At 72.4% G+C, this 23082-nt stretch carries 21 protein-coding genes; 12 read left to right on the top strand and 9 right to left on the bottom strand.

All coding sequences use genetic code 11. The features are described 5' to 3' along the window. Nucleotides 1–44: 44 nt before the first annotated feature. Nucleotides 45–2879, bottom strand: a complete 2835-nt coding sequence (locus OHN74_RS39535) for a helix-turn-helix transcriptional regulator (RefSeq protein ID WP_327699375.1) — start codon at nt 2877–2879, stop codon at nt 45–47. Between the two features lie 188 nt (nt 2880–3067). Next, complete coding sequence (locus OHN74_RS39530) at nt 3068–3673, bottom strand: NADPH-dependent F420 reductase (RefSeq protein ID WP_327699374.1); 606 nt, start codon at nt 3671–3673, stop codon at nt 3068–3070. Nucleotides 3674–3911: 238 nt separating this feature from the next. On the opposite strand from OHN74_RS39530, the gene OHN74_RS39525 reads away from it, so the two are divergent. The 6 genes from OHN74_RS39525 (at nt 3912) to OHN74_RS39500 (ending at nt 11090) form a co-directional block, all read left to right on the top strand. Further along, a complete protein-coding gene (locus tag OHN74_RS39525; protein ID WP_327699373.1) occupies nt 3912–4784 on the top strand; it encodes an endo alpha-1,4 polygalactosaminidase in 873 nt (290 codons plus the stop codon). 118 nt (nt 4785–4902) lie between these two features. Next, nucleotides 4903–7650, top strand: a complete 2748-nt coding sequence (locus OHN74_RS39520; protein ID WP_327699372.1) for a helix-turn-helix transcriptional regulator — start codon at nt 4903–4905, stop codon at nt 7648–7650. A gap of 98 nt (nt 7651–7748) precedes the next feature. Next, nucleotides 7749–8573: an alpha/beta fold hydrolase gene (locus OHN74_RS39515; RefSeq protein ID WP_327699371.1), complete on the top strand. Its 825-nt coding sequence runs from the start codon at nt 7749–7751 to the stop codon at nt 8571–8573. 23 nt (nt 8574–8596) lie between these two features. Further along, nucleotides 8597–9424, top strand: coding sequence for an alpha/beta fold hydrolase (locus tag OHN74_RS39510; RefSeq protein WP_327700422.1), 828 nt, complete (start codon nt 8597–8599; stop codon nt 9422–9424). Nucleotides 9425–9430: 6 nt separating this feature from the next. Further along, a complete protein-coding gene (locus OHN74_RS39505; RefSeq protein ID WP_327699370.1) occupies nt 9431–10231 on the top strand; it encodes an alpha/beta hydrolase in 801 nt (266 codons plus the stop codon). A 67-nt stretch (nt 10232–10298) separates the two neighbouring features. After that, nucleotides 10299–11090 carry an MBL fold metallo-hydrolase gene (locus OHN74_RS39500; protein ID WP_327699369.1) on the top strand — a complete coding sequence of 264 codons (792 nt, stop codon included), beginning with the start codon at nt 10299–10301 and terminating at the stop codon, nt 11088–11090. Between the two features lie 34 nt (nt 11091–11124). Here the strand turns inward: OHN74_RS39500 and OHN74_RS39495 are convergent, their stop codons facing one another. Then, a complete protein-coding gene (locus OHN74_RS39495; RefSeq protein ID WP_327699368.1) occupies nt 11125–11664 on the bottom strand; it encodes a flavoprotein in 540 nt (179 codons plus the stop codon). A 158-nt stretch (nt 11665–11822) separates the two neighbouring features. On the opposite strand from OHN74_RS39495, the gene OHN74_RS39490 reads away from it, so the two are divergent. Both OHN74_RS39490 and OHN74_RS39485 read left to right on the top strand, forming a co-directional pair. Beyond that, nucleotides 11823–12455 carry a LysE family transporter gene (locus tag OHN74_RS39490; RefSeq protein WP_327699367.1) on the top strand — a complete coding sequence of 211 codons (633 nt, stop codon included), beginning with the start codon at nt 11823–11825 and terminating at the stop codon, nt 12453–12455. 121 nt (nt 12456–12576) lie between these two features. After that, complete coding sequence (locus OHN74_RS39485; protein ID WP_327699366.1) at nt 12577–13026, top strand: nitroreductase family deazaflavin-dependent oxidoreductase; 450 nt, start codon at nt 12577–12579, stop codon at nt 13024–13026. 68 nt (nt 13027–13094) lie between these two features. On the opposite strand, the gene OHN74_RS39480 is transcribed toward OHN74_RS39485, so the two are convergent. The 3 genes from OHN74_RS39480 to OHN74_RS39470 all read right to left on the bottom strand — a co-directional run bounded on the left by OHN74_RS39480 (nt 13095) and on the right by OHN74_RS39470 (nt 15289). After that, nucleotides 13095–14099 (bottom strand): cation diffusion facilitator family transporter, encoded by a 1005-nt coding sequence (locus OHN74_RS39480; RefSeq protein ID WP_327699365.1) that lies wholly within the window; start codon nt 14097–14099, stop codon nt 13095–13097. After that, nucleotides 14096–14488, bottom strand: coding sequence for a VOC family protein (locus OHN74_RS39475; protein WP_327699364.1), 393 nt, complete (start codon nt 14486–14488; stop codon nt 14096–14098). The genes OHN74_RS39480 and OHN74_RS39475 overlap by 4 nt, the downstream gene beginning before the upstream one ends. A 72-nt stretch (nt 14489–14560) precedes the next feature. Further along, a complete protein-coding gene (locus OHN74_RS39470; protein WP_327699363.1) occupies nt 14561–15289 on the bottom strand; it encodes a helix-turn-helix domain-containing protein in 729 nt (242 codons plus the stop codon). 160 nt (nt 15290–15449) lie between these two features. Between OHN74_RS39470 and OHN74_RS39465 the strand changes: the two genes are divergently transcribed. Further along, the gene (locus OHN74_RS39465; protein WP_327699362.1) at nt 15450–16985 is read left to right on the top strand and encodes an APC family permease; all 1536 of its coding nucleotides are present in this window, start codon (nt 15450–15452) and stop codon (nt 16983–16985) included. A gap of 46 nt (nt 16986–17031) precedes the next feature. Next, nucleotides 17032–18666 carry an amidohydrolase gene (locus OHN74_RS39460; protein WP_327699361.1) on the top strand — a complete coding sequence of 545 codons (1635 nt, stop codon included), beginning with the start codon at nt 17032–17034 and terminating at the stop codon, nt 18664–18666. Here OHN74_RS39460 and OHN74_RS39455 read toward each other — a convergent pair whose 3' ends face one another. Continuing rightward, nucleotides 18667–19158, bottom strand: a complete 492-nt coding sequence (locus tag OHN74_RS39455) for a GNAT family N-acetyltransferase (RefSeq protein ID WP_327699360.1) — start codon at nt 19156–19158, stop codon at nt 18667–18669. Nucleotides 19159–19295: 137 nt separating this feature from the next. On the opposite strand from OHN74_RS39455, the gene OHN74_RS39450 reads away from it, so the two are divergent. Both OHN74_RS39450 and OHN74_RS39445 read left to right on the top strand, forming a co-directional pair. Then, a complete protein-coding gene (locus OHN74_RS39450; protein ID WP_327699359.1) occupies nt 19296–19658 on the top strand; it encodes a DUF1304 domain-containing protein in 363 nt (120 codons plus the stop codon). Further along, entirely contained in the window at nt 19655–20218 is a 564-nt protein-coding gene (locus OHN74_RS39445) for a TetR/AcrR family transcriptional regulator (protein ID WP_327699358.1), read from the top strand. Before OHN74_RS39450 ends, OHN74_RS39445 begins: the two co-directional genes overlap by 4 nt. 131 nt (nt 20219–20349) lie before the next feature. Here the strand turns inward: OHN74_RS39445 and OHN74_RS39440 are convergent, their stop codons facing one another. Both OHN74_RS39440 and OHN74_RS39435 read right to left on the bottom strand, forming a co-directional pair. After that, nucleotides 20350–21462: an NAD(P)-dependent alcohol dehydrogenase gene (locus OHN74_RS39440; protein WP_327699357.1), complete on the bottom strand. Its 1113-nt coding sequence runs from the start codon at nt 21460–21462 to the stop codon at nt 20350–20352. Between the two features lie 73 nt (nt 21463–21535). After that, nucleotides 21536–22990 (bottom strand): aldehyde dehydrogenase family protein, encoded by a 1455-nt coding sequence (locus OHN74_RS39435; RefSeq protein ID WP_327699356.1) that lies wholly within the window; start codon nt 22988–22990, stop codon nt 21536–21538. Between the last annotated feature and the right edge of the window lie 92 nt (nt 22991–23082).

Genomic DNA, 23082 nt, shown 5'->3' with positions numbered 1-23082 from the left:
TGCCTTCGGATGGGGTATTCAGAGGGAGCGTACGCCTGACCTGATCACCGGCCCGGTGACCCGTCCAGGGGCGCCGACGACTCCGGCAGCGTGTCGCGGAGTTGGGCGCGGCCGGTGATACCGAGCTTGGGAAAGATGCGGTAGAGGTGGAACCCGACCGTGCGGGGCGAGAGGAAGATGCGTTCGCCGATCTCCCGGTTGGTGAGGCCCGCCGCGGCCAGCCGGGCGATCTGGAACTGCTGCGGGGTGAGTTCGGCGAGGACGTCACGCGGTGCGGTGGTGGTGGGGGTGACGCCGGCGGCCCGCAGTTCGGCGCGGGCCCGTTCGGTCCAGGGGCGGGCGCCGACCCGCTCGAAGGCGTCGAGTGCGGCGGTGAGCTGCGGGCGGGCCTCCACCGAGCGGCGTCGGCGGCGCAGCCACTCCGCGTAGTCGAGGCGGACCAACGCCCGCTCGAACAGCCACTGTTCGCCGGCCGGGTCGGCGAGGGCCGCCGTGAAGTGCCCCTCCGCCTCGTCCCCTTCGCTCAGCAGGGCTTCCGCCCGGTGCAGTACGGCGGCAAGCCGGGCGGAGACGCCCCCGGCCACGAGGCGCCCGCGGGTCGCGTCGACGATCCGGCGTGCCTCGTCGGCCCGGCCGGTGCGTACGGCCGCTGCCGTGAGGTCGGCCAGGTAGTAGTGGGAGGCATGGAAGTGCACCGGCTCGGGCTCCGCTTCCTGGGTGTAGACGGCCCGGAAGCGGGTGTAGGCGGCGGCGTGGTCGCCCTCGGCGAGGGCGGCGGCACCGAGGGCGTAGTGCCTCCGTACCTGCAGGCTGCGCGAGTTGGGCAGGTCGACGCCGTGGACGGCGCGCTGCACGGCGGCGCGGGCCGCCTCGGTGTCACCGCGCCGGGCGAGGATGGTGGCGCCCATCACGGGTGAGCCGGCCGCCACGATCTCCAGGCCGGTCTCGGCCGCCGTCCGGTACGACTCGTCGAAAATCGTGCGGGCCCGGGTCCAGGAGCCGCTCTCGTACAGGGCCAGTCCGAGGGCGTTGGCGACGGTGGCGTTGGCTCCGGCCGTCGGGGTACGCCGCAGATGGTCCAGGGCGGCGCCGAGCAGGCGGACGGCCTCGGCGGTCTCGTCCAGGACCCAGGCGGCGGCCCCCACGACGACCAGCCGGGACAGCCTCTGGTCCTGGTCTGCCCCGGGCGGGTCCTCGGTCCAGTCGGTGCCCCTGAGCAGCGCGAGGGCCTGTTCACGGTTGCGTACGGGATCGCAGCCGGCCAGCGCCCACACCCGTGCCCCCTCGTCGTCCTGCGGCGGGACGCGTTCGGTGATCCGCTGGATCCGTTCACGGAACGACGGGTCGCCGGAGTGGTAGGCGGGGGTGGTGGCCGTGCCCAGGGCGTCGAGGGCGAGGGCGGGATCGGTGTCGACGGTGGCGTCCGCGACCGGCAGCAGGAAGCCGAGCGAGTCCTCGAAGCGGGTGGTCACGGCCAGCGCCCAGCCGGCCAGGAGCGAGGCGTGGGCCAGCACGGCCGGGTCATCGGTGAGGGTGAGGACGTGGGTGGCCAGCTCGCCGACCCAGCGTGGATGTCCGGCGTGCATGGCCATGGTCGCGGCCCGGACCAACCGCCTGGAGCGGACGCCCGGGTCGGGGCTGAGCCGGGCCGCCCGTTCGAGGGCGGCGGCCGCGGCCGCGTAACCGCCCCGGCGCTGTGCGCGGCCCGCGCTGTCCTCCAGGCCCTGGGCGGCCTCCTCGTCGACGCCCGAGACGGCGGCCGCCAGATGCCAGGCTCGCCGGTCGGGGTCGCCGGTGAGGACGTCGGCCAGGGCGGTGTGCGCCGCGTGGCGCTCGGCGTAGCTCGCGGACTGGTACACGGCGGAGCGGATCAGCGGGTGCCGGAAGTGGAGCCGGCCGTCGTCGATGCGGACGAGTCCCGCACGTTCGGCGGGCCGCCAGTCGCCGGGGACCGCGGTGTCCCCGGCGGCGGAGAGGATGACGGGCAGCTCGGCCGTCTCGGCGGCTGCCGCGAGAAGCAGCAACCGTCGGGTGGGTGCGGGGAGTTCGGGCAGATCGGCGGCGAAGATCGCCTCCAGGCGGTCGGTGAGGGGCAGCGCGTCGGTGACGCCGTCCTGTCCGGCGGCGGGGTCACGGCTGATCGCGCGGGCGAGTTCGACCAGGGCGAGGGGGACGCCGGCCGCCTGGTCGAGGATGCGGGAGCGGGCGCGTCCGACGGGCGGTTCGGGCTGGAGGTCGAGGAGGCGCCCGGCGGCGGCCGGGGTCAGCGGCTCGACGGTCAACCGCCGCCTCTCGCGGGCGAATTGCCGGGGTACGGCGTTGTCCCGGGCGGCGAGCACCATCGCGACCTGCTCCCCTTCGAGGCGCCGGGCGACGAAGGCGAGGATGTCGAGCGTGCCCACGTCGAGCCAGTGGGCGTCGTCGATCACGAGCAGCAGTGGTCCCCGGCTCGCCGCGTCGGAGAGCAGCGTGAGGGCGCCGAGCGAGGTGAGCAGCGGGTCGGGCACCGCGTCCTGTGCCTGCTCGGGGTCCAGCCCGAACACACCGAGCAGCGCGGCCCGTTGGCGTCCGGGCAGCCCTTCGGCGAGGTCGAGTACGGGCCGCAGCAGTTGATGCAGACCGGCGAACGGCAGCCCGGACTCCCCTTCACAGCCACGGCAGCGCAGGACGCGCACTCCGGCCCGGAGAGCTGTGCGGCCGGCCGCGTCGAGCAGGACGCTCTTGCCGGCGCCCGGCCCGCCGGTCACGACCACAACTCGGGGCTGGCCCCCCGGCGCGTCTGCGGCTTCGGCGGTGACCTCGTTCACCAGGTCGGCCAGCAGGGCGAGTTCGCGGTCACGGCCGACTATCCACTCCGCGCCGAGGCGGGAGGGGCTCATACGGCGGACCCGGCCGGACGGACGGCCGACGCGACCGGTTCTCGCGCCGATCCAGCTGCGAGAGGCCGGTCGGCGCGGGTCGACGAGTGGCATAAGGCCGACGGGTTGCGGTCTCCGATCATGTCCTGACAATAAACCGTGAGTTGACCGTCCACCGGCCCCGGAGTGCTTCTGGACGGGCTCGCGGTTCATGGCTGAAGGAGCAGACTGAGCGTCGGCAGCGGGCCGCCGGGAAACTGCTGGAGACGGCCCCCATCAGCCAGGGGGCCCAGGTCGACGGCCGCCCAGCCGACGTGTTCGACGAGCCGGGCGACCCGGTTGTTGGCGCCCTCGTGGTTGCCGGAGAGAAATATCACCCGTCGTCCGGCAGGCGTACGCGGATCGGCACCGAGGACCGCCGGTGCCAGAGTGTTGAAAGCCTTCACCAGGCGGGCCCCGGGCACCAGACCGGCGACGACCTCGCTGGACGGCCGCCCCTGGAGGTCGGCGACCCGGAGGTCGGGTGGGCCGAGCGGGTTGGCGGTGTCGATGACGATCCGTTCCTGCCAGTCGGACACATCGGCCGCCCGCACGGCCTCGGACAACCCGCGCCAGGGCACCGCGAGCACGACGATCTCAGGGTCGGCCGCCTCCGCCACGGTCACCGGTGTGAGCCCGGGCCCGATCGAGTCGGCGAGCTCCCGCAGGGACCGGGGTCCTCGGCTGTCACCGAGAAGCACCTCCGCCCCGGCGGCCACGAACCGGACCGCGAGGGCCTGCCCGAGGGCTCCGGCGCCGATGATGCCGATACGCATGACGCGCCTTCCTTGACCCGGCGACAACGAGCGTGCGAGGGCACGTCCTGAGCATGTCCGGGATGTCGGACCGCGGGCTTCTGTCAAGTGACTGGGTCTGCCCCGCGTCCGCGCATCGAGGCCTGTTTGACTGGCGGACGTGCCGGACGCTTTGATCTTGACTGTGCCGAGCCGAGCGCCCGGTGCACAGAGGTACACCCAGCCGGTAGTGGTCGTACCCGCGATCGATGGAGCGGACATGTCCGCCAAGGGCGCACCCCGTGCCGGAGGTATCCGGACGCCGACCGTCGTACTGACGGCCGTCTGCGCGACCGTGTGGGGACTGACCGCGTGCGGTGGCCCGCCGGAGACGAAGAACGGTGCCGGACCCGGTTCGACGCCCTCCCCCACCACGTCGGCCGAGGTCGAACTGCCGCCGCCGCACGCCGGTTTCGACTACCAGATCGGCGGCGCCTACCCGCCCCCGGCGGGCGTGCGCATCGTCAGCCGCGACCGTACGGCGGCGCCCGCGCCCGGCCTGTACAACATCTGCTACGTCAACGCCTTCCAGGCTCAGCCCGGCGAGGAGAAGTCGTGGCCCGCCGACCTGCTGCTGCGGGACGCGAACGGCGAGACCGTCGTCGACGACGACTGGGACGAGGCGCTGCTCGACATCGGCACGGCGGCGAAGCGGAAGCGGATCGCGGCGCGGGTGGACACGTGGATCGACGGCTGCGCGGACAAGGGCTTCGACGCGGTCGAGCCCGACAACTACGACAGCTACACCCGCTCCGACGGCCTTCTCACCGCCGCCGACGCCACCGCCTTCATCACCCTCCTCTCCAAGCACGCGCACGCCCGTGGGCTGGCCATCGGCCAGAAGAACACCGTGGAGCTGGCCGGTCTCCGGAAGAGGACAGGACTGGACTTCGCGGTCGCGGAGGAGTGCGGGGAGTACGACGAGTGCGGGGAGTACGCGGAGGCGTTCGACGACCGGGTGGTCGTGATCGAGTACACCGACTCCGGGCTGCGCAAGGCCCGCGCGGCCTTCGGCGACCGGCTGAGCATCGTCCGCAGGGATGTCGATGTGTCGACACCGGGCAGTGCCGGGTACATCCGCAGAACCCGCTGACGCGTAACTGGACATCTCCCCCTGACGGGGCGGCACGCCTGCTTGAATGAGAGGGCTCCACGGAATCCGCACATTCTCGTCGGCGGCCTCAACCGAGGCCCTCTTGAAGGGTGTTGGGTTGATTCTCACAGGGCGCGCGGCGGAGCGGGAGCTCCTCGATCACCTTGTCACCGATCTTCGCGCGGGGCTGAGCCGGGTCGTGCTGCTGCGCGGGGACGCCGGGATCGGGAAGACCGCACTGCTCGACCATGCCGCGAACGAGGCCGCCGGACTGCGGGTGCTGCGGACGGCCGGCGTCGAGGCGGAGGCCGGTTTCCCGTACGCGGCGCTGCACCGGCTGCTCGTACCGTTCCTGGAGGGGCTCAAGGAGCCCGGACCGCTGTCGGCGGGCCAGCGCGAGGCCCTGCGGGTGGCCTGCGGACTGGCCGACGGGCCGCCCGCCGACGGCTTCCTCGTCGGACTCGCCACCCTCACCCTGCTCGCCGAGGCGGCGAAGGCCCGGCCGGTGCTGGCGCTCGTGGACGACGCCCAGTGGCTCGACGAGGAGTCGCTCGGTGTGCTGGCGTTCGTCGGGCGCCGGATGCACGCGGAGGGCGTCGGGCTGCTGCTCGCCGCGCGCACCGGGTTCGACGGGCCGGCGGGGCTGCCCGTCACCGAAGTCACCGGGCTGGCCGAGCCGTTCGCGCTGGAGGTGCTGCGCGCGTCCGTCGCCGGGCCGCTGGACGCACGGGTAGCGGCGCGGATCGTGACGGCCACCGCCGGAAACCCCCTCGCTCTGGCGGACCTCGGCCAGGAGCTGTCCGCCGACCAGCTGGCCGGCGGCCTCGCGCTGCCCGAACCGCTGCCGGTGGGCGGCCGGTTGGAGGCGCACTATCTCCAGCGGGTGCGCGCCCTGCCGTCGTCCGCGCAGACCTGGCTGCTGCTCGCCGCCGCCGAACCCGGCGGCGACCTGGGGTACGTCACGGGCGCGGCGGAGCAGCTCGGGATCGGCGCCGAGGCGTCCGGCCCGGCGGAGGCCGCCCGGCTGGTGGTGCTGCGTACCGGCGTCGCGTTCCGGCATCCGCTGGTGCGTTCCGCGGTGTACGGGGGTGCCACCAGCGTGGAGCGGCGACGCGCCCACCGCGCACTGGCCGGGGCCACCGACCGACCCGCCGACAGCGACCGGCGGGCCTGGCATCTGGCCGCCGCCGCGCTCGGGCCGGACGCCGGGGTCGCGGCCGAGGTGGAGCGCGCGGCCGACCGGGCGGGCGCCCGGGGCGGGTTCGCGGCCCGTGCCACCTTCCTCACCCGGGCCGCCGAACTCACGCCCGAGGACGGTGTACGGGCCGGGCGGCTGCTGGCGGCGGCGGAGGCCGCGCTGCGCGCCGGAGCACCCCTGCAGGCGGAGTCGCTGGTCGACGCGGTGGACGTCGAACTGCTCGACGCGGTGGGCCGGGGCAGGATCCTGCTGGTCCGGGCGTACACCATCCTGGCGCTGGGTGACGCGGACTCGTTCTCGCGGGGGCCCGCGCTGTGCCTGCGGGCGGCACTGCTGCTCGCCGAGGGGGCGCCGGATCTCGCCCGCCAGGCGTTCCTGCAGGCGATCCAGGGCGTCATCACCTCGGAACATCTGATCCGGGACACCTCACCGCCCGAGATCGCCCGGGCCATCGAGACGCTGCTGCCCCGCTCCGGGCCCGCCACCGGCGTCGATCTCGTGCTGCGCGCGTTCGCCGTGCTGGTGCTCGACGGCTACGAGAGTGCCGTCGAGCATCTGCGGCGGGCCTGCGCGATGATCCTGGACCCGCGCACCTCCGACGAGGAGGTACTGCGGGCCTATCTGCCCACCGTCACCATGTCGATGATCCGGTGGGACGAGAAGACGCAGACCGCGGTGATGCGCCGGGCGGCGGACGTGGCCCGGGCAACCGGCGCGCTCACCCAGCTGGACATCGCCCTGTACACGTGGGTGATGTCCGAGACGAACCTCGGAGAGCTGGCCGCCGCGGACGCCCTGCACGCGGAGGGGAACCAGATCCGGGCGGCGATCGGCGCGACCGACGACGTGTGGGCGATCTACCGGCATCCAGAACTTGTCGCCTGGCACGGCGACGCCGACGGACTCGACGCCGTCCTGCGGGGTTCGATGGAGGCGGGGACCTGGCTCGGCAACGGCGCGGTCGAGTCCATCGCCCGCATCGGGATGACCGTGGCGGCCCTGAGCCGCGGCGACTACGCGACCGCACGTGACCACACCCGGGCGCTGGTCGAGCACGACCGGTACGCCATCCACTCCCGCGTCCTCCCCCATCTGATCGAGGCGGCCGTACGCTGCGGCGACCGTGTCCTCGCCGCCTCCACCCTGCGGACGCTCACCTCCAGGGCGACGGCCGCCGGCACCCCCTGGGGGCTGGGGGTGCTGACCCGTTGCCGGGCCCTGCTCGCCTCCGCGGACGAGGCCGAACCCCTCTACACCGAGGCGATCGAGCTGCTGTCCTGTACCCGGGCACGGTCCGATCTGGCGGTCGCCCATCTCCACTACGGCGAGTGGCTGCGCCGGCGGAAGCGCCGAAAGGACGCCCGCGAGCAACTCCGCACGGCAGTGGGGCTGTTCGACGCGATGGGCGCCACCGGCTTCTCGGCACGCGCCGCCCAGGAGCTGGCCGCCACCGGCGAGCACCCCCGGCGCGGACCGGCCGGGACGGCCAACGCGCTCACCCCGCAGGAGCTCACCGTCGCCCGCCTCGCGAAGGACGGCGCGACCAACGCCGAGATCGCCGCCCAGCTGTTCATCAGCGCGAGCACCGTCGACTACCACCTGCGGAAGATCTTCCGGAAACTCGATGTGACGTCCCGGCGCCAGCTCGCCCGGGCCCCGGAACTCTGATCCGGGGTCACGACTACGCGCCGCACGGGATACGGGGCCCGCCGGTCCCCGACGACGCTCAGGGGGTCGGACGATTCCCACGGACGGGAGCACACCTCATGCCATACGTCACCGCAGCGGACGGCGCTGAGATCTACTACAAGGACTGGGGCCAGGGCCGCCCGGTCGTCCTGAGCCACGGCTGGCCGCTGAACTCGGACAGCTGGGAGGCGCAGCAGCTGTTCCTGGCCACCCACGGTTTCCGGGCGATCGCACACGACCGGCGCGGCCACGGCCGCTCCACCCAGGCCTGGCACGGCAACGAGATGAACACCTACGCCGACGACCTCGCCACCCTCATCGACACCCTCGACCTGCGGGACGTGACCCTCGTCGGGTTCTCCACCGGGGGCGGCGAGGTCGCCCGCTATGTGGGCCGGCACGGCACCGGGCGCGTCGCACAGCTCGCGCTGGTGTCCGCCGTACCGCCGTTCATGCTGAAGACGGACGACAACCCGGGCGGGGTGCCGGGCGAGGTGTTCGACGGGATCCGGGCCGGTTCGCTGGCCGACCGCTCGCAGCTGTACCGGGATCTCGCCGACGGGCCGTTCTTCGGCCACAACCGGCCCGGCGAACACGTCTCGCAGGGTATCCGGGACGCGTTCTGGCGGCAGAGCCTCCAGGCCGGGCACCGCAACGCCTACGAGAGCATCGCCGCCTTCTCGGCCACCGACTTCCGCGCCGACCTGGACGCCTTCGACGTACCCACGCTCGTCGTGCACGGCGACGACGACCAGGTCGTGCCGATCGACGTCGGCGGCAGGGCGTCGGCGGCCCGTATCAAGTCGGCGACCCTCAAGGTCTATCCGGGCGCCCCGCACGGCATCACGGACACGCACAGGGACCAACTGAACGCGGATCTCCTCGACTTCCTCAACTCCTGACCCCTGGAAGGAACTTCGTGAGCATGCGACTCCACCGCACCCTGGGCACGGTCCTCGCGAGCTGTGCCCTGGTCGTCGGACTGACCGGCGCCGTCGCACACTCCTCCCCCGCGCCCTCCTCGTCCCAGAAGGGCGCTCCCAAGCCGACCGTCGTCCTCGTCCACGGTGCGTTCGCGGACGCGTCGGGCTGGAACGCCACCATCAAGTCGCTTCAGGACGCCGGTTTCCCGGTGATCGCCCCGGCCAACCCGCTGCGGGACCTGGCGGGCGACTCGGCGTACGTCTCTTCGGTCGTGGCGAGCATCCCCGGGCCGGTGATCCTGGTGGGCCACTCGTACGGCGGCGAGGTCGTCACCAACGCGGCGCGCGGCCGGTCCAACGTCAAGGCGCTGGTGTACGTCGCCGCCTTCGCGCCCGACCAGGGCGAGACCGCGCTGGCCCTGGCCGACAAGTTCCCCGGCAGCAAACTGCCGACGGCCCTCCTGGTCCGCACGTATCCGCAGCCGGGCGGGCCCGACGGCCACGACGGCTATGTCGACCCGGCGAAGTTCCACGACGTCTTCGCCCAGGACCTGCCCAGGAGGACGACCCAGGTCATGGCGGCGACCCAACGCCCGGGCAGCCTCGAAGGGCTGAGCCAGGGCAGCGGCACACCGGCCTGGAAGTCCCTGCCCTCCTGGTACGTCATCCCGACCGCCGACAACGTCATCCCGCCGGCCGTCCAGCGCTTCATGGCCGAGCGGGCCGACAGCCGGACCGTCGAGGTCAAGGGGGCCTCGCACGTCGTGATGATGTCCCGCCCGGACGCCGTCGTCCGCCAGATCAAGGCCGCTTACCGCGCCACCGACTGAGGAGCAATGATGAGCACACCGGACACCATCGTCCTGATCCACGGCTTCTGGGTCACGCCCCGCAGCTGGGAGCAGTGGGTCGCCCACTACGAGAAGCGCGGCTACCGCGTCATCGCACCCGCCTACCCCGGCTTCGAGGTGGAGGTCGAGTCGCTGAACGCGGACCCGACGCCGGTCGAGCAGGTCACGGTCCCGCAGATCGTCGAGACCCTGGAGAACGTCGTCCGTTCCCTGGACAGGCCGCCGATCCTCATCGGCCACTCGGCGGGCGGCGTCTTCGTACAGCTGCTGCTCGACCGGGGCCACGGAGCGGCGGGCGTCGCGATCAACTCCGCGCCGACGGAGGGGGTCGCGGTGCTGCCGCTGACCCAGATCAAGGCGGCCTTCCCGGTCCTGAAGAACCCGGCCAACCGGCACCGGGCGGTCGGCCTGAACTTCGAGCAGTGGCACTACGCGTTCACCAACACGTTCGAGGAGGCCGAGTCCCGACGGCTGTACGAGCGGTACGCGGTCCCCGCGTCCGGCAGCATCTTCTTCGACAGCGCCCTGGCCACCCTTCGCCCCGGCCACCAGAGCACGTACGTCGACTACCACAACGACGACCGGGCGCCGCTGCTGTTCGTCTCGGGCGAGCTGGACCATCTGATGCCGCCCAAGGTGCAGCAGTCCAACGCCAAGCACTACAGGTCGAAGACGGTCACGGAGATCAAGGAGTACGCGGGCCGGCCGCATCTCCTCCCCGCCGCCCCCGGCTGGGAGGAGATCGCGGACGACGTCCTGGAGTGGGCCGTCCGGAACGCCCGGTAGACCGCAACGAGCCCGGGGCGGCCGGACACCGGCCGCCCCGGGCATCCGCAACCCGGAGGGAACCCGAATGACCGAGGCTCGCATCACCCACATCGGCGGCCCGACCACGCTGATCGAGGCGGGCGGCTGGCGGCTGCTGACGGATCCGACGTTCGACCCGCCAGGCAGGCGCTACTCCTTCGGCTGGGGCACCTCGTCGGTGAAGACCTCGGGTCCGGCCCTGCCGGCCGCCGAACTCCCGCCGCTGGACGCCGTGTTGCTGACCCACGACCACCACGGCGACAACCTCGACCGGGCGGGCAGGGCCCTGCTGCCCGGGGTGGGCGTCGTCCTGACGACACCGTCCGGGGCGCGCAGGCTCGGCGGCGACGCGCAAGGCCTCGCCCCCTGGACGACATACCGCCTGACAGCGCCGGACCGTCCGACGATCGAGGTCACCGCCACCCCGGCCCGGCACGGCCCGCCCCTCTCCCGTGCGGTCGTCGGTGAGGTGACGGGCTTCGCCCTGCGCTGGGAGGGGCAGCGGCACGGCGCGCTGTGGATCTCCGGGGACACCGTCCTCTACGGCGGCGTTCGCGAGGTCGCCCGCCGTCTGACCGTCGGCACGGCGCTCCTCCACCTGGGCGGTGTCCGTTTCCCGCTGACCGGCCCCCTCCGCTACACCATGACGGCGGCTCAGGCGGTGGCCCTGTGCGGCGACTTGAGGCCCCGGGTCGCGCTGCCTGTGCACTACGAGGGCTGGCGGCACTTCCAGGAGGGCCGGCAGTCGATCGAGGCGGAACTGGCGAAGGCGCCCGAGGACATCCGGGACCGGTTCCGCTGGCTGCCGACGGGAGCCCCACTGGACATCACCGTGTGACCAGGCGCCGTGTGACGCGCCACCGGGCGGTGAATCACCATGCGGCGAGCAGTTCCAGCCCCCGTTCCCACCCGAACTCCGGTCGCCGACCGCCCTCTTGTACGTCTCCGGCGTACGGATCCGCGAACCGCACCCCCATCCCGCCCAGCCGTTCCAGGCTCGCCCGGTACGCGGGATGTGCGGCCAACGCGTCGCCCACGCACGGCAGTACGGCGATCGGCACGCCCAGCCCGCACGCCTCGCACAGGGTGCCCAGGGCGAGGGTGTCGGCGATCCCGGCGGCCCATTTGTTGACGGTGTTGAAGGTGGCGGGCGCGACCAGCACGGCGTCGGGCGCCGGAAAGGGCCGTGGATCACCGGGCCTGCGCCACGCGGACCGGATCGGGCGCCCGGTCTGCGCCTCGACGGCGGCCGTGTCGAAGAACCCCATGGCCAGGGGCGTCGCGATGACCCCGGCCTCCCAGTCCCGTTCCTGCGCCGCAGTGATCAACTTGCTGATGTCGGAGGCGATTCCGGCGGCGCAGACGACGACGTAGAGGAAGGGTTTCGGGGCCGGTGCGGGCGTCTCGGTCATCCGGAAACCCTAAATCAGTTGCCGGTGCACGGTCCCAGCCCTCAGGATCACGCCATGTCTACGTACGAAACCCCCCGGCCGCTGTCCCTCGCCACCGCTCGTCCGGTGCGGGTCCAGCAGCAGCCCGGCCGTCCCTGGAGGCCCGTGCTTCCCCGGTCATGACGGCCGCGCTCGTCGCGGGGCTTCTCGCGGGGTACGGCATCGCCGTCCCGGTCGGAGCCGTCACGACCTATCTCGTCTCCCTCACCGCCCGTACGTCTCTCAGGACCGGTGTCTGCGCGGCGCTCGGTGTCGCCGCCGCCGACGGTCTCTACGCCCTGCTGGCCATGCTCGGGGGTACCGCCCTGGCCGGTGCCCTGGAGCCGGTGCTGGTGCCGCTGCGCTGGGCCTCCGCCCTGGTGCTGGCCGCTCTCGCGGTCCGGGGCGGGACCGTCGCCCTGCGCCGGTACCGTGCCGGTCGGCTCGACGTACGGGCCGACCCGACACCGCCGAGTCCGCCGCGGGCGTTCCTCCTGCTGCTCGGCATCACGCTGCTCAACCCCACCACCGTGATCTACTTCGCCGCGCTGGTGCTCGGCAGCCGGGCCTCGGACGCCGTGTCCCCCTGGGAGCAGGGGGTGTTCGTGCTCGCGGCCTTCCTCGCCTCGGCCAGCTGGCAGGTGCTGATCGCCTCCGGCGGCGCGCTGCTCGGCCGGGCGCTGACGGGCCGGCGCGGGAGGCTGGTGACGGCCCTCGCGTCCAGTGCGGTGATCACCGCGCTGGCGGTACGGATGGTGGTGGCACCGACGTGACGACGATCCGTATCGGTCCCATGTCCCGGCCGCCGCCGCGACGCCCCGGATGAATCCGCCCCGTCCCTGTGTTGACCCCTCGTACACGACGGTCACACGACAAGACGATGGGACGAACTCCATGCCTCTTGAGGGCGAGTACGAAGCCAGTCCGACACAGTGGGTGCGTGAGCAGGTGGAGCTGTACGAGAGCTCCGGCGGCACCGAGGGAACGACCCTGCTCGACACCGGCATGCCGGTCGTGCTGCTCACCACCCGGGGCGCCCGGAGCGGCAAGATCCGCAGGACGCCGCTCATGCGGGTGGAGCACGACGGCCTGTACGCGGTGGTCGCCTCGCTGGGTGGCGCCCCCAAGCACCCGGTCTGGTACTACAACGTCCTCGCCGATCCGCACGTCGACATCCAGGACGGACCCGTGCGCCAGGACAGGGTCGCCCGCGAGGTGACGGGTGAGGAGAAGGCCGTGTGGTGGGAGCGGGCGGTGGCCGCGTTCCCGCAGTACGCCGAGTACCAGAAGAAGACCGACCGCGAGATACCCGTGTTCGTCCTCGAACCGGCCGACGGGAACTGATCCCGGCCGGGCCGAGAACGAATTCGGTACCCGGAGGAATGAACTTTTCGCCTCCGGGCACCCGGATCTCAGGCCCCGCCGCGCTCCCCCGTCGCGGCGGGGCTTTGTGCTGCCTCCTTCGCCGCCGCGTCGGTCACGTCGAGAAAGATCTCGCCGACTTCTGGGACCGCGTGGGCGACCGAGCGTTTGATGCGTACGGCGACCTCCTCGACCCGCTCGCTGTCGAGGCCGGGGACGAGGTCGATCCGGGCGGCCACGAGTGTGGAGTCGAGCCCCATCTTCATCGTGAACAGCGCCTCCACACTGTCGATCTCGGGCTGGGCGGCCAGCAGGCCGCGGATCTCGCGGCTCAGCTCCGGGTCGGCCGCCTCGCCGATGAGCTGGGCTCGCGCGTCCCGGCCCAGCCAGAAGGCGACGCAGACGAGCAGCGCCCCGATGGCGATGGAGGCGGACGCCTCCCACACGACCTGCCCGGTGACCATGTGCAGGGCCATGCCCACGATGGCGAGCGTCACGCCGAGCACCGCGGTGCCGTCCTCGGCGATCACCGTACGCAGGGCGGGGTCCCGCAGGGCCCCCGTACCGCCCGCTGTGCCCTTCCCCCGCTCCCCGCGCGCCTGGTGCACGGCTCGCAGCAGTGAGGCTCCCTCGGCGAGCAGGGCGACGCCGAGCACGGCCAGGCCCGCGACATAGCCGCCGAAGGACTCCTCCGTATCGCTCCTGAGCGCCTCCACGCCCTGGAAGAAGGAGAAGCAGCCGCCCATGACGAAGATGCCGACGGCCGCGAGCAGCGACCAGAAGAACCGTTCCTTGCCGTAGCCGAAGGGGTGCCGCCGGTCGGCGGGGCGGCGGCTGCGGCGCAGGGCGGCGAGCAGGAAGACCTCGTTGAGGCTGTCGGCCACCGAGTGCGCGGCCTCGGACAGCAGCGCGGGCGACCCGGTGACGAGGCCGCCCACCGCCTTGGCGACGGCGATCAGCAGGTTGGCGCCCAGCGCCACCAGCACGGTCACGCGCGTCCGGCGGTCCGCGGCCGGCGTGCCGCTCGGCTCCTCCCGGTCCGGTGCCGCCGTCAACGCTGTTCGGGAGCCGTCGACGTCACCTGGCGCAGGGTGAAGGAGTGACCGGCCGGGTCGGCGTACCCGCGCTCCTCGTACGGCGTTCCGGCGTCCTTCGTCTCCAGCGCGCGTCCGCCGAGTCCGACCACCCTGCGTTCCGCCTCGTCGAGATCGCTCACGCGGAAGTCGAGGTGGACCTGGAAGGAGGCCTCGGCACGCGGCCAGCTCGGCGGAGTCATGTTCGCGTCGAGGCGGAACTCCATCCGGGTTCCCCCGGCGCCCCTGATCTCGATCCGGTTGACGGTCGTCTCCGTCTCCTCGGCCTCCAGCAAATCCATGTAGAAGGCGGCGAGCTTCTCGGGCTCGGCGCAGTCCAGCACCACGACGCCTGCCGTCACCAAGGTCATGCTTCCTCCGGGAGTCCGGGGCGGGACGGATCGTCGCTGCCCACTCCTACGCGGGTACCCCGCACACGGGAATCACACGGGCCGTGCGTCGTCGGGCGCGGTGAGTTGTGCGAGGCGGGTCGCCGCCGCCGTCAGGAAGAGGTCGAGTGCCACCGGGTAGGAGCTGTGCCGCATGTCCATCACGAGGTGGCGGGCGGTCGCGTTGATGTGCGGGTGGGTGTCGGCGGGCAGCCGGGCGTAGGTCGCCCGCCACACGGCGGTCTCCGCCTCACGGGCCGCCTTCGGCAGCGCCGCGTTCGCCGAGTCGAGGGCGCCGAAGGCGAGCGCCTGGTCGACGAAGGCGTGGTAGATCCGAACCGCCTCGGCGTCCGGGAACCCGGCGCCGCGCAGCACACCGAGGACGGTCTCCACGGCCTGGATCTCGTACGCCCGACCGGTCACCCGGTAGGAGCTGAGCACCGCCGCCTGCGGCTGGGCGAGCGCTCCGGCGTGCATTCGCAGCCCGAGGTCCCGCAGGTCCGCGCTCCAGTCCCCGGTGGGCCGCCAGGTGCGCAGCGTACGGCCGATCAGCTCGTCGGCGATGGCCAGCATCAGCTCGTCGGTGTCACGGAAGTAGCGGTACAGGGCGCTCGGATCGGCTCCGAGGGCGCGGCCGAGGCGGCGCACGGAGAGTGCTTCGGCGCCGTGCTCGCCGAGCAGCCGCATCGCCGTCTCGACGATCAGTTCCTCGGACAGGACGACTCCGTGTTTGGTGGGACGCCTGCGCCGCCTGGCGTCGGGCGGGACGACACGTTCGCTCACGGGTTTCCTCCTGCGCGGTCGCTCACGGTCGCACTCGGTTCTGCGCGGTGGGCCGGTGCGGGCACCTTATGACAACACCGTTGACCTGTTAAGGCCCCGGGCAGTTTCATGTGCGTTCACCGGGGTCGTCCGAGGCCCCCAGGTGTGAGCGGAGACCGCCATGACCGATCCCCAGCCCTACGGAGCTGCCCCACCCGCGGCGACCGCGTCGCCCACGCAGCCCGCGCTGCGCAAGTCCCTCGGCATGCTGGACGGCGTCGCCATCGCCGCCTCCAGCACGGCGGCCACCACCAGCATCGGCATCGGTCTCGGGGTCACGGCCGGGGTGGTCGGGCTGCATCTGCCCGCCATCATGCTGCTGGCGTTCCTGCCGATCCTGGGCATCGCGGGCGCCTACTCCCGGCTGAACCGGGTGGAGCCGAACGCGGGCAACGGCTATGTGTGGGTGGGGCGTTCGCTCAGTCCCTGGCTCGGTTTCATGGTCGGCTGGGTGAACATCGTGGCCTCGGTGGTGTTCCTCGCGTACACCACGGCGGTCACCGGCTCGGCGGTGATCCAGCTGGCCGGCGACGCGGGCCTGCACCGGGTGGCCGGGCTGACCCTGGACCCGGGGTCGACCGCCCAGACGACCGGCGTCGGCATCCTGGTCCTGGTCGCCGTCACCCTGACGGCGGTCTCCGGCATCAGGACGGCCGCCCGGCTCCAGGGCGGACTGCTGGTCTTCGAGTACGTCGTCCTGCTGGGCTTCTGCGGCTACGGCATCGTCGCCGGCCCGCACCCCTTCAGCCTGAGCTGGTTCGACCCCTTCCAGATCCCCTCGGCGTCCGCACTCGCACAGGGCATGCTGCTGTCGGTGTTCTGCTACTGGGGCTTCGAGGCCGCGTTCAGTGTGAACGAGGAGGTGAAGGACCCGAGACAGGCCTCGCGGGCCGGGATCACCACCCTGGTGACAATGCTCGGGCTGTTCCTGCTCGGCTCGGTCGCCTTCCAACGGGTGCTGTCCGAGGGCGAGTTGGCGGGCCATGGCGCCGAGGGTCTGGCGTTCTTCGGCAACCGGCTCGCCGACCAGCCGCTGGCCGCGCTGCCCCTCGTCGCGCTGATGTTCTCGGCGGTGGCCTCGCTGCAGGCCGGGGTGATCCCGACGGCCCGCGCGATGTTCGCGATGAGCCGCGACCGTACGCTCGGCCCTGCCTGGTCGCGGGTCAGCCCCCGGTACGGCACCCCGGCGGCCGGCACACTGATGATCGGCGCGCTGGCGGCGGCCGTCGCCGGACTCGCCCTGGTGATCCCGCGCCTCGCCGACATGATCCTGGCGGCGGTCAACGCGATCGGCATGGTCGTCGCCCTGTCGTACGCGCTCACGGCACTCGCCGCCGCCGCGCGCTTCCGGGGCCTGCTGCGCGAGAACTGGCGGGACGGCGTACGGGCGGTGGTGCTGCCCGTGTTGAGCGCGGCCACTCTGCTGGGGCTCGGCGGCTATCTGGGCTGGTCCTTCTACACCTCCGCCGACCATCTCGAACTGAGCCCGGACAACGGCTGGTTCCTGCTTCTCGTACCGTCACTGATGGTCGCGTCCGGTTTCCTGGCCGCCGCCTGGGCGAAGTGGGGGCGCAGGAGCCCGTACTTCAGCACCGGCCGGGGCACCGACGCGGATGCGCCGCAACTGCTGGCCGTGAAGCAGCCGTCGGCACGGTAGCCGTCCCACGACCGTCACCCTCCCCCACACCTCAAGGAAACAGAACATGCGCGCTGACCTCCTCTTCACCGGCGGCCCGGTCTTCGCCCCCGGGAATCCGACGGCCGTCGCGGTCACCGGCGGCCGGATCACCGCCGTGGGCCGGGCCGAGGTGCGCGATCTGATCGGGCCGGGGACCGAGGTCGTCGATCTCGCCGGGCGACTGCTCCTGCCGGGCTTCCAGGACGCCCATGTCCATCCGCTGCCGGCCGGGCTCGAACTGACCCAGTGCGATCTGACCGGCGCGAAGACCGCCGAGGACACGCTGGCCGTCGTCCGCGCCTACGCTCTCGCGCACCCGGAGCGGGAGTGGATCACGGGCGGCGGCTGGTCCATGGAGGCCTTCGAAGGGGGCACACCCACCCGGGAGTTGCTGGACGCGGTGGTCCCGGACCGGCCGGTGTACCTGCCCAACCGGGACCACCACGGCGCCTGGGTCAACACCCGCGCGCTCGAACTCGCGGGCGTCACCCGGGACACCCCGGACCCGGCGGACGGCCGCTTCGAGCGGGACGCCTCCGGCGAACCGACCGGGATGCTCCAGGAAGGGGCCATGGAGTACGTGGGCCGGCTGACCCCGCCGGTCACGGCCGCGGAGCGGCTGGCGGCCCTGCTGTCCGCGCAGCGCCGACTGCATTCGCTCGGGGTCACGGCGTGGCAGGACGCGCTGGTCGGCTCGTTCCTCGGCATGGAGGACCCCTCCGCGACCTATCTCGCCGCCGCCCGGGACGGTTCACTGACCGCGCGGGTGGTCGGAGCGCTGTGGTGGGACCGGGAGCGCGGTGCCGAGCAGATCCCCGAACTCGTCGAGCGGCGCGCCGAGTTGAGCACCGGCAGGTTCCGGGCGGGCAGCGTGAAGCTGATGCTGGACGGGGTCGCCGAGACGGGCACGGCCGCGCTGCTCGACCCGTACCTCGACCGGTGCGGCTGTGCCACGGCCAACCGGGGCACGAGCTTTGTGGACGCCACCGAACTGCCCAAGTACGTCACGCAGTTGGACGCCCTCGGTTTCCAGTGCCACTTCCACGCGCTGGGAGACCGGGCCGTACGCGACGCCCTGGACGCCGTCGAGGCGGCGCGCGCCGCGAACGGGCCCAGCGACACCCGGCCCCATCTGGCCCACCTCCAGGTGGTGCACCCCGACGACGTGCCGCGCTTCGCCCGGCTCGGGGCGGTGGCGAACATCCAGGCGCTGTGGGCCATGCACGAACCCCAGATGGACGACCTGACGATCCCCTTCCTCGGCCCCGAACGGGCCGCTTGGCAGTATCCGTTCGGTGCGCTGCTGCGCTCCGGGGCCACCCTGGCGGCGGGCAGCGACTGGCCGGTCAGCAGCCCCGACCCGCTCCAGGCGATCCATGTCGCGGTCAACCGCACGGCACCGGGATCCCCGACCTCTCCGGTGTTCCTCCCCGCCGAACGCATCGGTCTGACGGACGCGCTCACGGCGTACACCGCGGGCTCGGCCTACGCCAACCACCTGGACGACACGGGCAGCGTGCGCGTGGGGGCGCTGGCCGACCTGACGATCCTGGACCGCGATCCGTACGCCGGCCCGCCGGAGGGGATCGGGGAGACGAAGGTGGCGCTCACCTACGTGGGGGGCGAGAGGGTGTACGCGGCGGCGGACGGGGGCGTCTGACTACAGGCCCAGGCGAAGGGTCACCGCCTGGGCCGCGAAGCCGTTGCGCTCGTAGAAACGCACGGCGTCCGTGTTGGCCGCGTAGGCGGTCACCTCGGCGTGCTCGGCACCCTGTTCCCGCGCCCACCGGACGAAGGCCTCCACCAGGCGCGCCCCGGTCCCCGAACTCCGGTGGGCGGGACGGACGTACAGGCTGACCAGCGTGGCGGTCCTCACCGGCTGCCTCGGCGTGGGTTCGGTGAGCGAGCCCGTCAGATGGCCGACCACCGCGCCGGCGCACTCGACCGCCAGTACCAGGCGTGCCGGGTCGCCCAGCGCCGCAGCGAAGGACGCGGCGGCGTGCTCGCGCGGCCAGTCCGCGTCGACGCTCGGATCACGGGTTCCGGCGTCCTCGGCGAAGAGGCCGGTGCTGGAGGCGACGAGCCCCGGAATGTCGTCGGCGCGGGCGCGGCGGACGGTGATCGTCGGGATGTGGGCCGGGTGATCGGTCATGGTCGGCACGCTAGCGGCGGGGTCTGACAACCCGGCCGACTTACTGGACAGCTGTCCATGTATGCTGGCCGCCTGTCCATGATGGACACCTGTCCAAGAAGATGCTTCCAGAAGCCTGACGTAGGAGATTGCCGAGCATGGAGACGGTCGCGAACGTGCTGGTCGGCCTGGTGGCCGCGCTGCATCTGTACATCCTGGTGATGGAGATGTTCCTGTGGCAGCGCCCGCCGGGGCGCAAGTTCCACGGGTTCGACGCGGAGATGGCCGGTGCGACGGCCAAGATGGCCGCCAACCAGGGGCTCTACAACGGGTTTCTCGCGGCGGGCCTGATCTGGGGGCTGATCGCGGCCGATCCGACCGGGTTCCGCGCGCAGGTCTTCTTCCTCGCCTGCGTGATCGTCGCGGGCGTCTACGGGGCCGCGACCGCCAACCGGCGCATCCTGTTCGCCCAGGCCCTGCCCGGCGCCATCGCTCTGGCCGCCGTCCTCGTCGCGCGGTGACGCGCGGCGCGCCCGAGGACCCGCGGGCCGCCCGCACCCGGGCGAAGCTCCGCGAGGCCCTCCTCGCGGAGTGCGCCGAACACCCTCTGGCGGAGATCGGCGTCGCCGCGCTGGTGCGCCGGGCGGGGGTCGGCCGGGCCACGTTCTACGTCCACTACCCCGACCTTGAGGCGCTGGCCGTCGATGCCTGCGCCGATGTCGTACGGGAGGCCGTGGACGCCCTGCACGCCTGGCGGGGCCGCCCGGACCCGGTGATCGCCCCGGCCGCGCTGCTGGAGTTCTTCGCGGCCCTCACCCCGCACACCGCGCTGTACCGGGCCCTGCTGAGTCCGGGCGGCGGGGGTCCACTGGGCCAGGTACTGCACCGGGACCTGCGCGCGCGGAGCCTCGCGGAGCGCGAACTCGCGGGTGCGGCGGACGCTCCGCTCGTCGCCTCGGCGGTGGCCGCCACGTTCGCCGGGGTGCTGGCGGACTGGCTGCACGGGAGGATCGAGGCGACGTCGGACGAGATCGCCCACCAGGTGTGGCAGTTGCTGGTGGCGCTGCATCGGAGTCGGTAGGGGTTTCCTTCGCCCCCGCCGCCCCTACCCGTCCCATCCCGTACCTGGGGGCTGCGCCCCCAGACCCCCATCGGCCCTGAAGGGGCCTCGTCCTCAAACGCCGGACGGGCTGGGGGTGGGGGCCGGACGGGCTATGAGCCGAACGTGAGTACCGGCTTGATCGTCTTGCCCGCGCTCATGTCCCGTACCGCCTGGTCGATGTCCGCGAACGGGTAGGTGCTGATCAGGCGGTGCAGTGGGAGGCGGCCCGCCTTCACCAGGTCGACCAGGGCCGGGATGAACGTCTGGGTCTCGGCGTCACCGAGGGTGAGGCCCACGACGCGCTTGCCGCCGAGCATCCCATTGACGTCCAGGGCGACTTCGGTGCCGAAGGGCGGGGCTCCGACCACGACGAGCGTGCCCCGCTGGGCGAGCGCGTCGACGCCCTGGCGCAGGACTGCGACGTTGCCGGTGGTCTCGACGACGCCGTCGACACCCTGACCGTCGGTGATCTTCGCGACGGCCTCCCCGAGGTCCGCCTCACCCGCGTTGATCGTGTGGGTGGCGCCCAACTCCTCGGCCAGCGCAAGTCGTTCGCCGACCCGGTCCACGGCGATGATCCTGGTCGCGGGGGTGAGCGCCGCCGCCATGACCGCCGAGAGACCTACCGCGCCCGCGCCGAGGACCAGGACCGTACTGCCCAGGCCCGGCTTCAGCACGTTCCAGACGGCGCCGACACCCGTCTGGACACCGCAGCCCAGCGGGGCGATGGACTCCAGCGGTACGTCCGGGTCGACCTTGACGAGACTGCGCTGATCGACCAACGCCCGCTCGGCGAACGAGGACTGGCCGAAGAAGTGGCCGCCCAGCTCCGTACCGCCACGGCTGATCGTGGCGGTGCCGTCGGCCCGCCGGCCCCCGAGGAGGTTCAGCGGCAGCCAGGCCACGCAGTACGCGGGGTGCCCGTCACGGCAGTTGCGGCAGCCGCCACAGGAGGTGAAGGACAGGACGACGTGGTCGCCGGGCTCGATCCCGGTGACGGCGGAGCCGACCGCCTCGACGACGCCGGCGCCCTCGTGCCCCAGAACTCCGGGGAGGGGGAAGGGCAGTCCGCCGCTCGCCACCCCGAGGTCCGTGTGACACAGACCTGTTGCGACCAGACGTACGAGCGCCTCGGTGGGCGCGGGCTCGGCCAGTTCGACGTCGGCGAGGGTGAACGGCGCACCGCCGGACTCGACGACCGCGGCGCGGGTGGTGATGGACATCGTGAACTCCCTTACGGGCTCAAGGGCTTACGAGTTGGCGAGAGCGGGCGAGCAGGCGGATCGGGGAGCGCACTCAGTCGAGCGAGACGACTACCGACTTGACCTTGGTGTACGCGGCGAGCGCTTCGGGGCCGTACTCACGGCCGAAGCCGGAGTCCTTGACGCCGCCGAAGGGGATCGCCGGGTCGAGCATCGCCCAGTCGTTGATCCAGACAATGCCTGCCTGGAGCCGGTTCGCGACCCGGTGAGCGCGGGCCAGGTTGGTGGTCTGGACACCCGAAGCCAGTCCGTACGGTGTGGAGTTGGCGAGCTGGACCGCCTCGTCCTCGGAGTCGAAGGGCTGGACGGTGAGGACCGGGCCGAAGATCTCCTCCTGGACGACCCGGGAGTCGTTCGCGAGGTCGGCGATCACTGTCGGCCTGTAGTAGTAGCCGCCGTCCAGGTCGAGCCGCTCACCACCGCAGACGATCCGGGCGCCCTCCTTGCGGGCCAGCGCCACGTACTCCTCGACCTTGCGCAGATGCTTCTCCGCCGCCATCGGGCCGACCACGGTCCCGGGCAGGCGCGGGTCGCCGACCGGGACGCCGGGCACCGCGTCGGCGAGGATGCCGATCAGGGTCTCGTACACGGGGCGCGCGACCAGCAGCCGTGGGCCGCCCATGCAGAACTGGCCGGTGTTGAAGACGAAGCCCTTGATGACCGCGCCGACCGCCTTCTCGACGTCGGCGTCCTCGAAGACGATGTGCGCCGCGTTGCCGCCCAGCTCCATGGTGACCGGCTTGAGGGCCTCGCCCGCGGCGCTCGCCACATGCCTGCCGATGGCGGTGGAGCCGGTGAAGGCGATCTTGTCGACGCCGGGGTGGCGGAGCAGCGCCTCGCCCGCGACCGGGCCGGCGCCGGTGACGACGTTGACGACGCCGTCCGGGACACCCGCCTCCTGGAAGAGCTTCGCCATGTAGAGGGCGCTGAGCGGGGTCTCGTCGGCGGGCTTGTGCACCACCGTGTTGCCGGCGGCCAGCGCCGGGCCCAGCTTCGAACCGGCGAGGATCAGCGGGAAGTTGAACGGTGTGATCGCGGCGACGACGCCGACGGCCTCGCGCCTGGTGTAGGCGAGTGCGTTGTGGATCGTCTCGCGGGTCGCGCCGTCGAGGGAGAAGGCGAGGGCGGCGAAGTACTCGTAGTCGTTGGCCGCGTTCGTCACGTCGACGGCATGGCACAGGCTGATCGGCTTGCCCACATCGAGGCTCTCCAGCTGTGCGATCTCGTCCGCGTTCTCCCGGATCAGCTGGGCGACCCGGTTCAGGATCCGGCCGCGCTCGCGACCGGTCGTCGCGGCCCACGGGCCGCTGTCGAAGGCCTCCCGCGCGGCACGTACGGCCGCGTCCACGTCGGCCGCCGACGCCTCCGCGACGGTCGTGACGACCGTGCCCCGGGACGGGTCGACCACCTCGGTACGTGCTCCGTCCGCCGCCTCGCGCCACTGCCCTCCGACGAACAGTCGCCCGGGTTCGATCTCGAAGGTGGTCATCACCACTCCTCAGCCTCATCGCCAAGATTTCAATCAACAGGATTCCTGTTGGTCCGCAGTCTGATTACAGACAGGTTTCCTGTCAATGCTCT

Source organism: Streptomyces sp. NBC_00459 (genome assembly GCF_036013955.1).
In the GTDB taxonomy this organism is placed as follows: Bacteria; Actinomycetota; Actinomycetes; order Streptomycetales; family Streptomycetaceae; genus Streptomyces.
The sequence above is the reverse complement of the archived record's forward strand: the minus strand, read 5'-3'. Positions and strand labels throughout refer to the sequence as shown.

Excerpts from the sequence above, each read along its gene's own strand:
- OHN74_RS39535 (WP_327699375.1), bottom strand. The coding sequence starts at position 2,879 with ATGAGCCCCTCCCGCCTCGGCGCGGAGTGGATAGTCGGCCGTGACCGC.
- OHN74_RS39530 (WP_327699374.1), bottom strand. The coding sequence starts at position 3,673 with ATGCGTATCGGCATCATCGGCGCCGGAGCCCTCGGGCAGGCCCTCGCG.
- OHN74_RS39525 (WP_327699373.1), top strand. The coding sequence starts at position 3,912 with ATGTCCGCCAAGGGCGCACCCCGTGCCGGAGGTATCCGGACGCCGACC.
- OHN74_RS39515 (WP_327699371.1), top strand. The coding sequence starts at position 7,749 with ATGCCATACGTCACCGCAGCGGACGGCGCTGAGATCTACTACAAGGAC.
- OHN74_RS39510 (WP_327700422.1), top strand. The coding sequence starts at position 8,597 with ATGCGACTCCACCGCACCCTGGGCACGGTCCTCGCGAGCTGTGCCCTG.
- OHN74_RS39505 (WP_327699370.1), top strand. The coding sequence starts at position 9,431 with ATGATGAGCACACCGGACACCATCGTCCTGATCCACGGCTTCTGGGTC.
- OHN74_RS39500 (WP_327699369.1), top strand. The coding sequence starts at position 10,299 with ATGACCGAGGCTCGCATCACCCACATCGGCGGCCCGACCACGCTGATC.
- OHN74_RS39495 (WP_327699368.1), bottom strand. The coding sequence starts at position 11,664 with ATGACCGAGACGCCCGCACCGGCCCCGAAACCCTTCCTCTACGTCGTC.
- OHN74_RS39490 (WP_327699367.1), top strand. The coding sequence starts at position 11,823 with ATGACGGCCGCGCTCGTCGCGGGGCTTCTCGCGGGGTACGGCATCGCC.
- OHN74_RS39485 (WP_327699366.1), top strand. The coding sequence starts at position 12,577 with ATGCCTCTTGAGGGCGAGTACGAAGCCAGTCCGACACAGTGGGTGCGT.
- OHN74_RS39475 (WP_327699364.1), bottom strand. The coding sequence starts at position 14,488 with ATGACCTTGGTGACGGCAGGCGTCGTGGTGCTGGACTGCGCCGAGCCC.
- OHN74_RS39465 (WP_327699362.1), top strand. The coding sequence starts at position 15,450 with ATGACCGATCCCCAGCCCTACGGAGCTGCCCCACCCGCGGCGACCGCG.
- OHN74_RS39460 (WP_327699361.1), top strand. The coding sequence starts at position 17,032 with ATGCGCGCTGACCTCCTCTTCACCGGCGGCCCGGTCTTCGCCCCCGGG.
- OHN74_RS39455 (WP_327699360.1), bottom strand. The coding sequence starts at position 19,158 with ATGACCGATCACCCGGCCCACATCCCGACGATCACCGTCCGCCGCGCC.
- OHN74_RS39450 (WP_327699359.1), top strand. The coding sequence starts at position 19,296 with ATGGAGACGGTCGCGAACGTGCTGGTCGGCCTGGTGGCCGCGCTGCAT.
- OHN74_RS39440 (WP_327699357.1), bottom strand. The coding sequence starts at position 21,462 with ATGTCCATCACCACCCGCGCCGCGGTCGTCGAGTCCGGCGGTGCGCCG.
- OHN74_RS39435 (WP_327699356.1), bottom strand. The coding sequence starts at position 22,990 with ATGACCACCTTCGAGATCGAACCCGGGCGACTGTTCGTCGGAGGGCAG.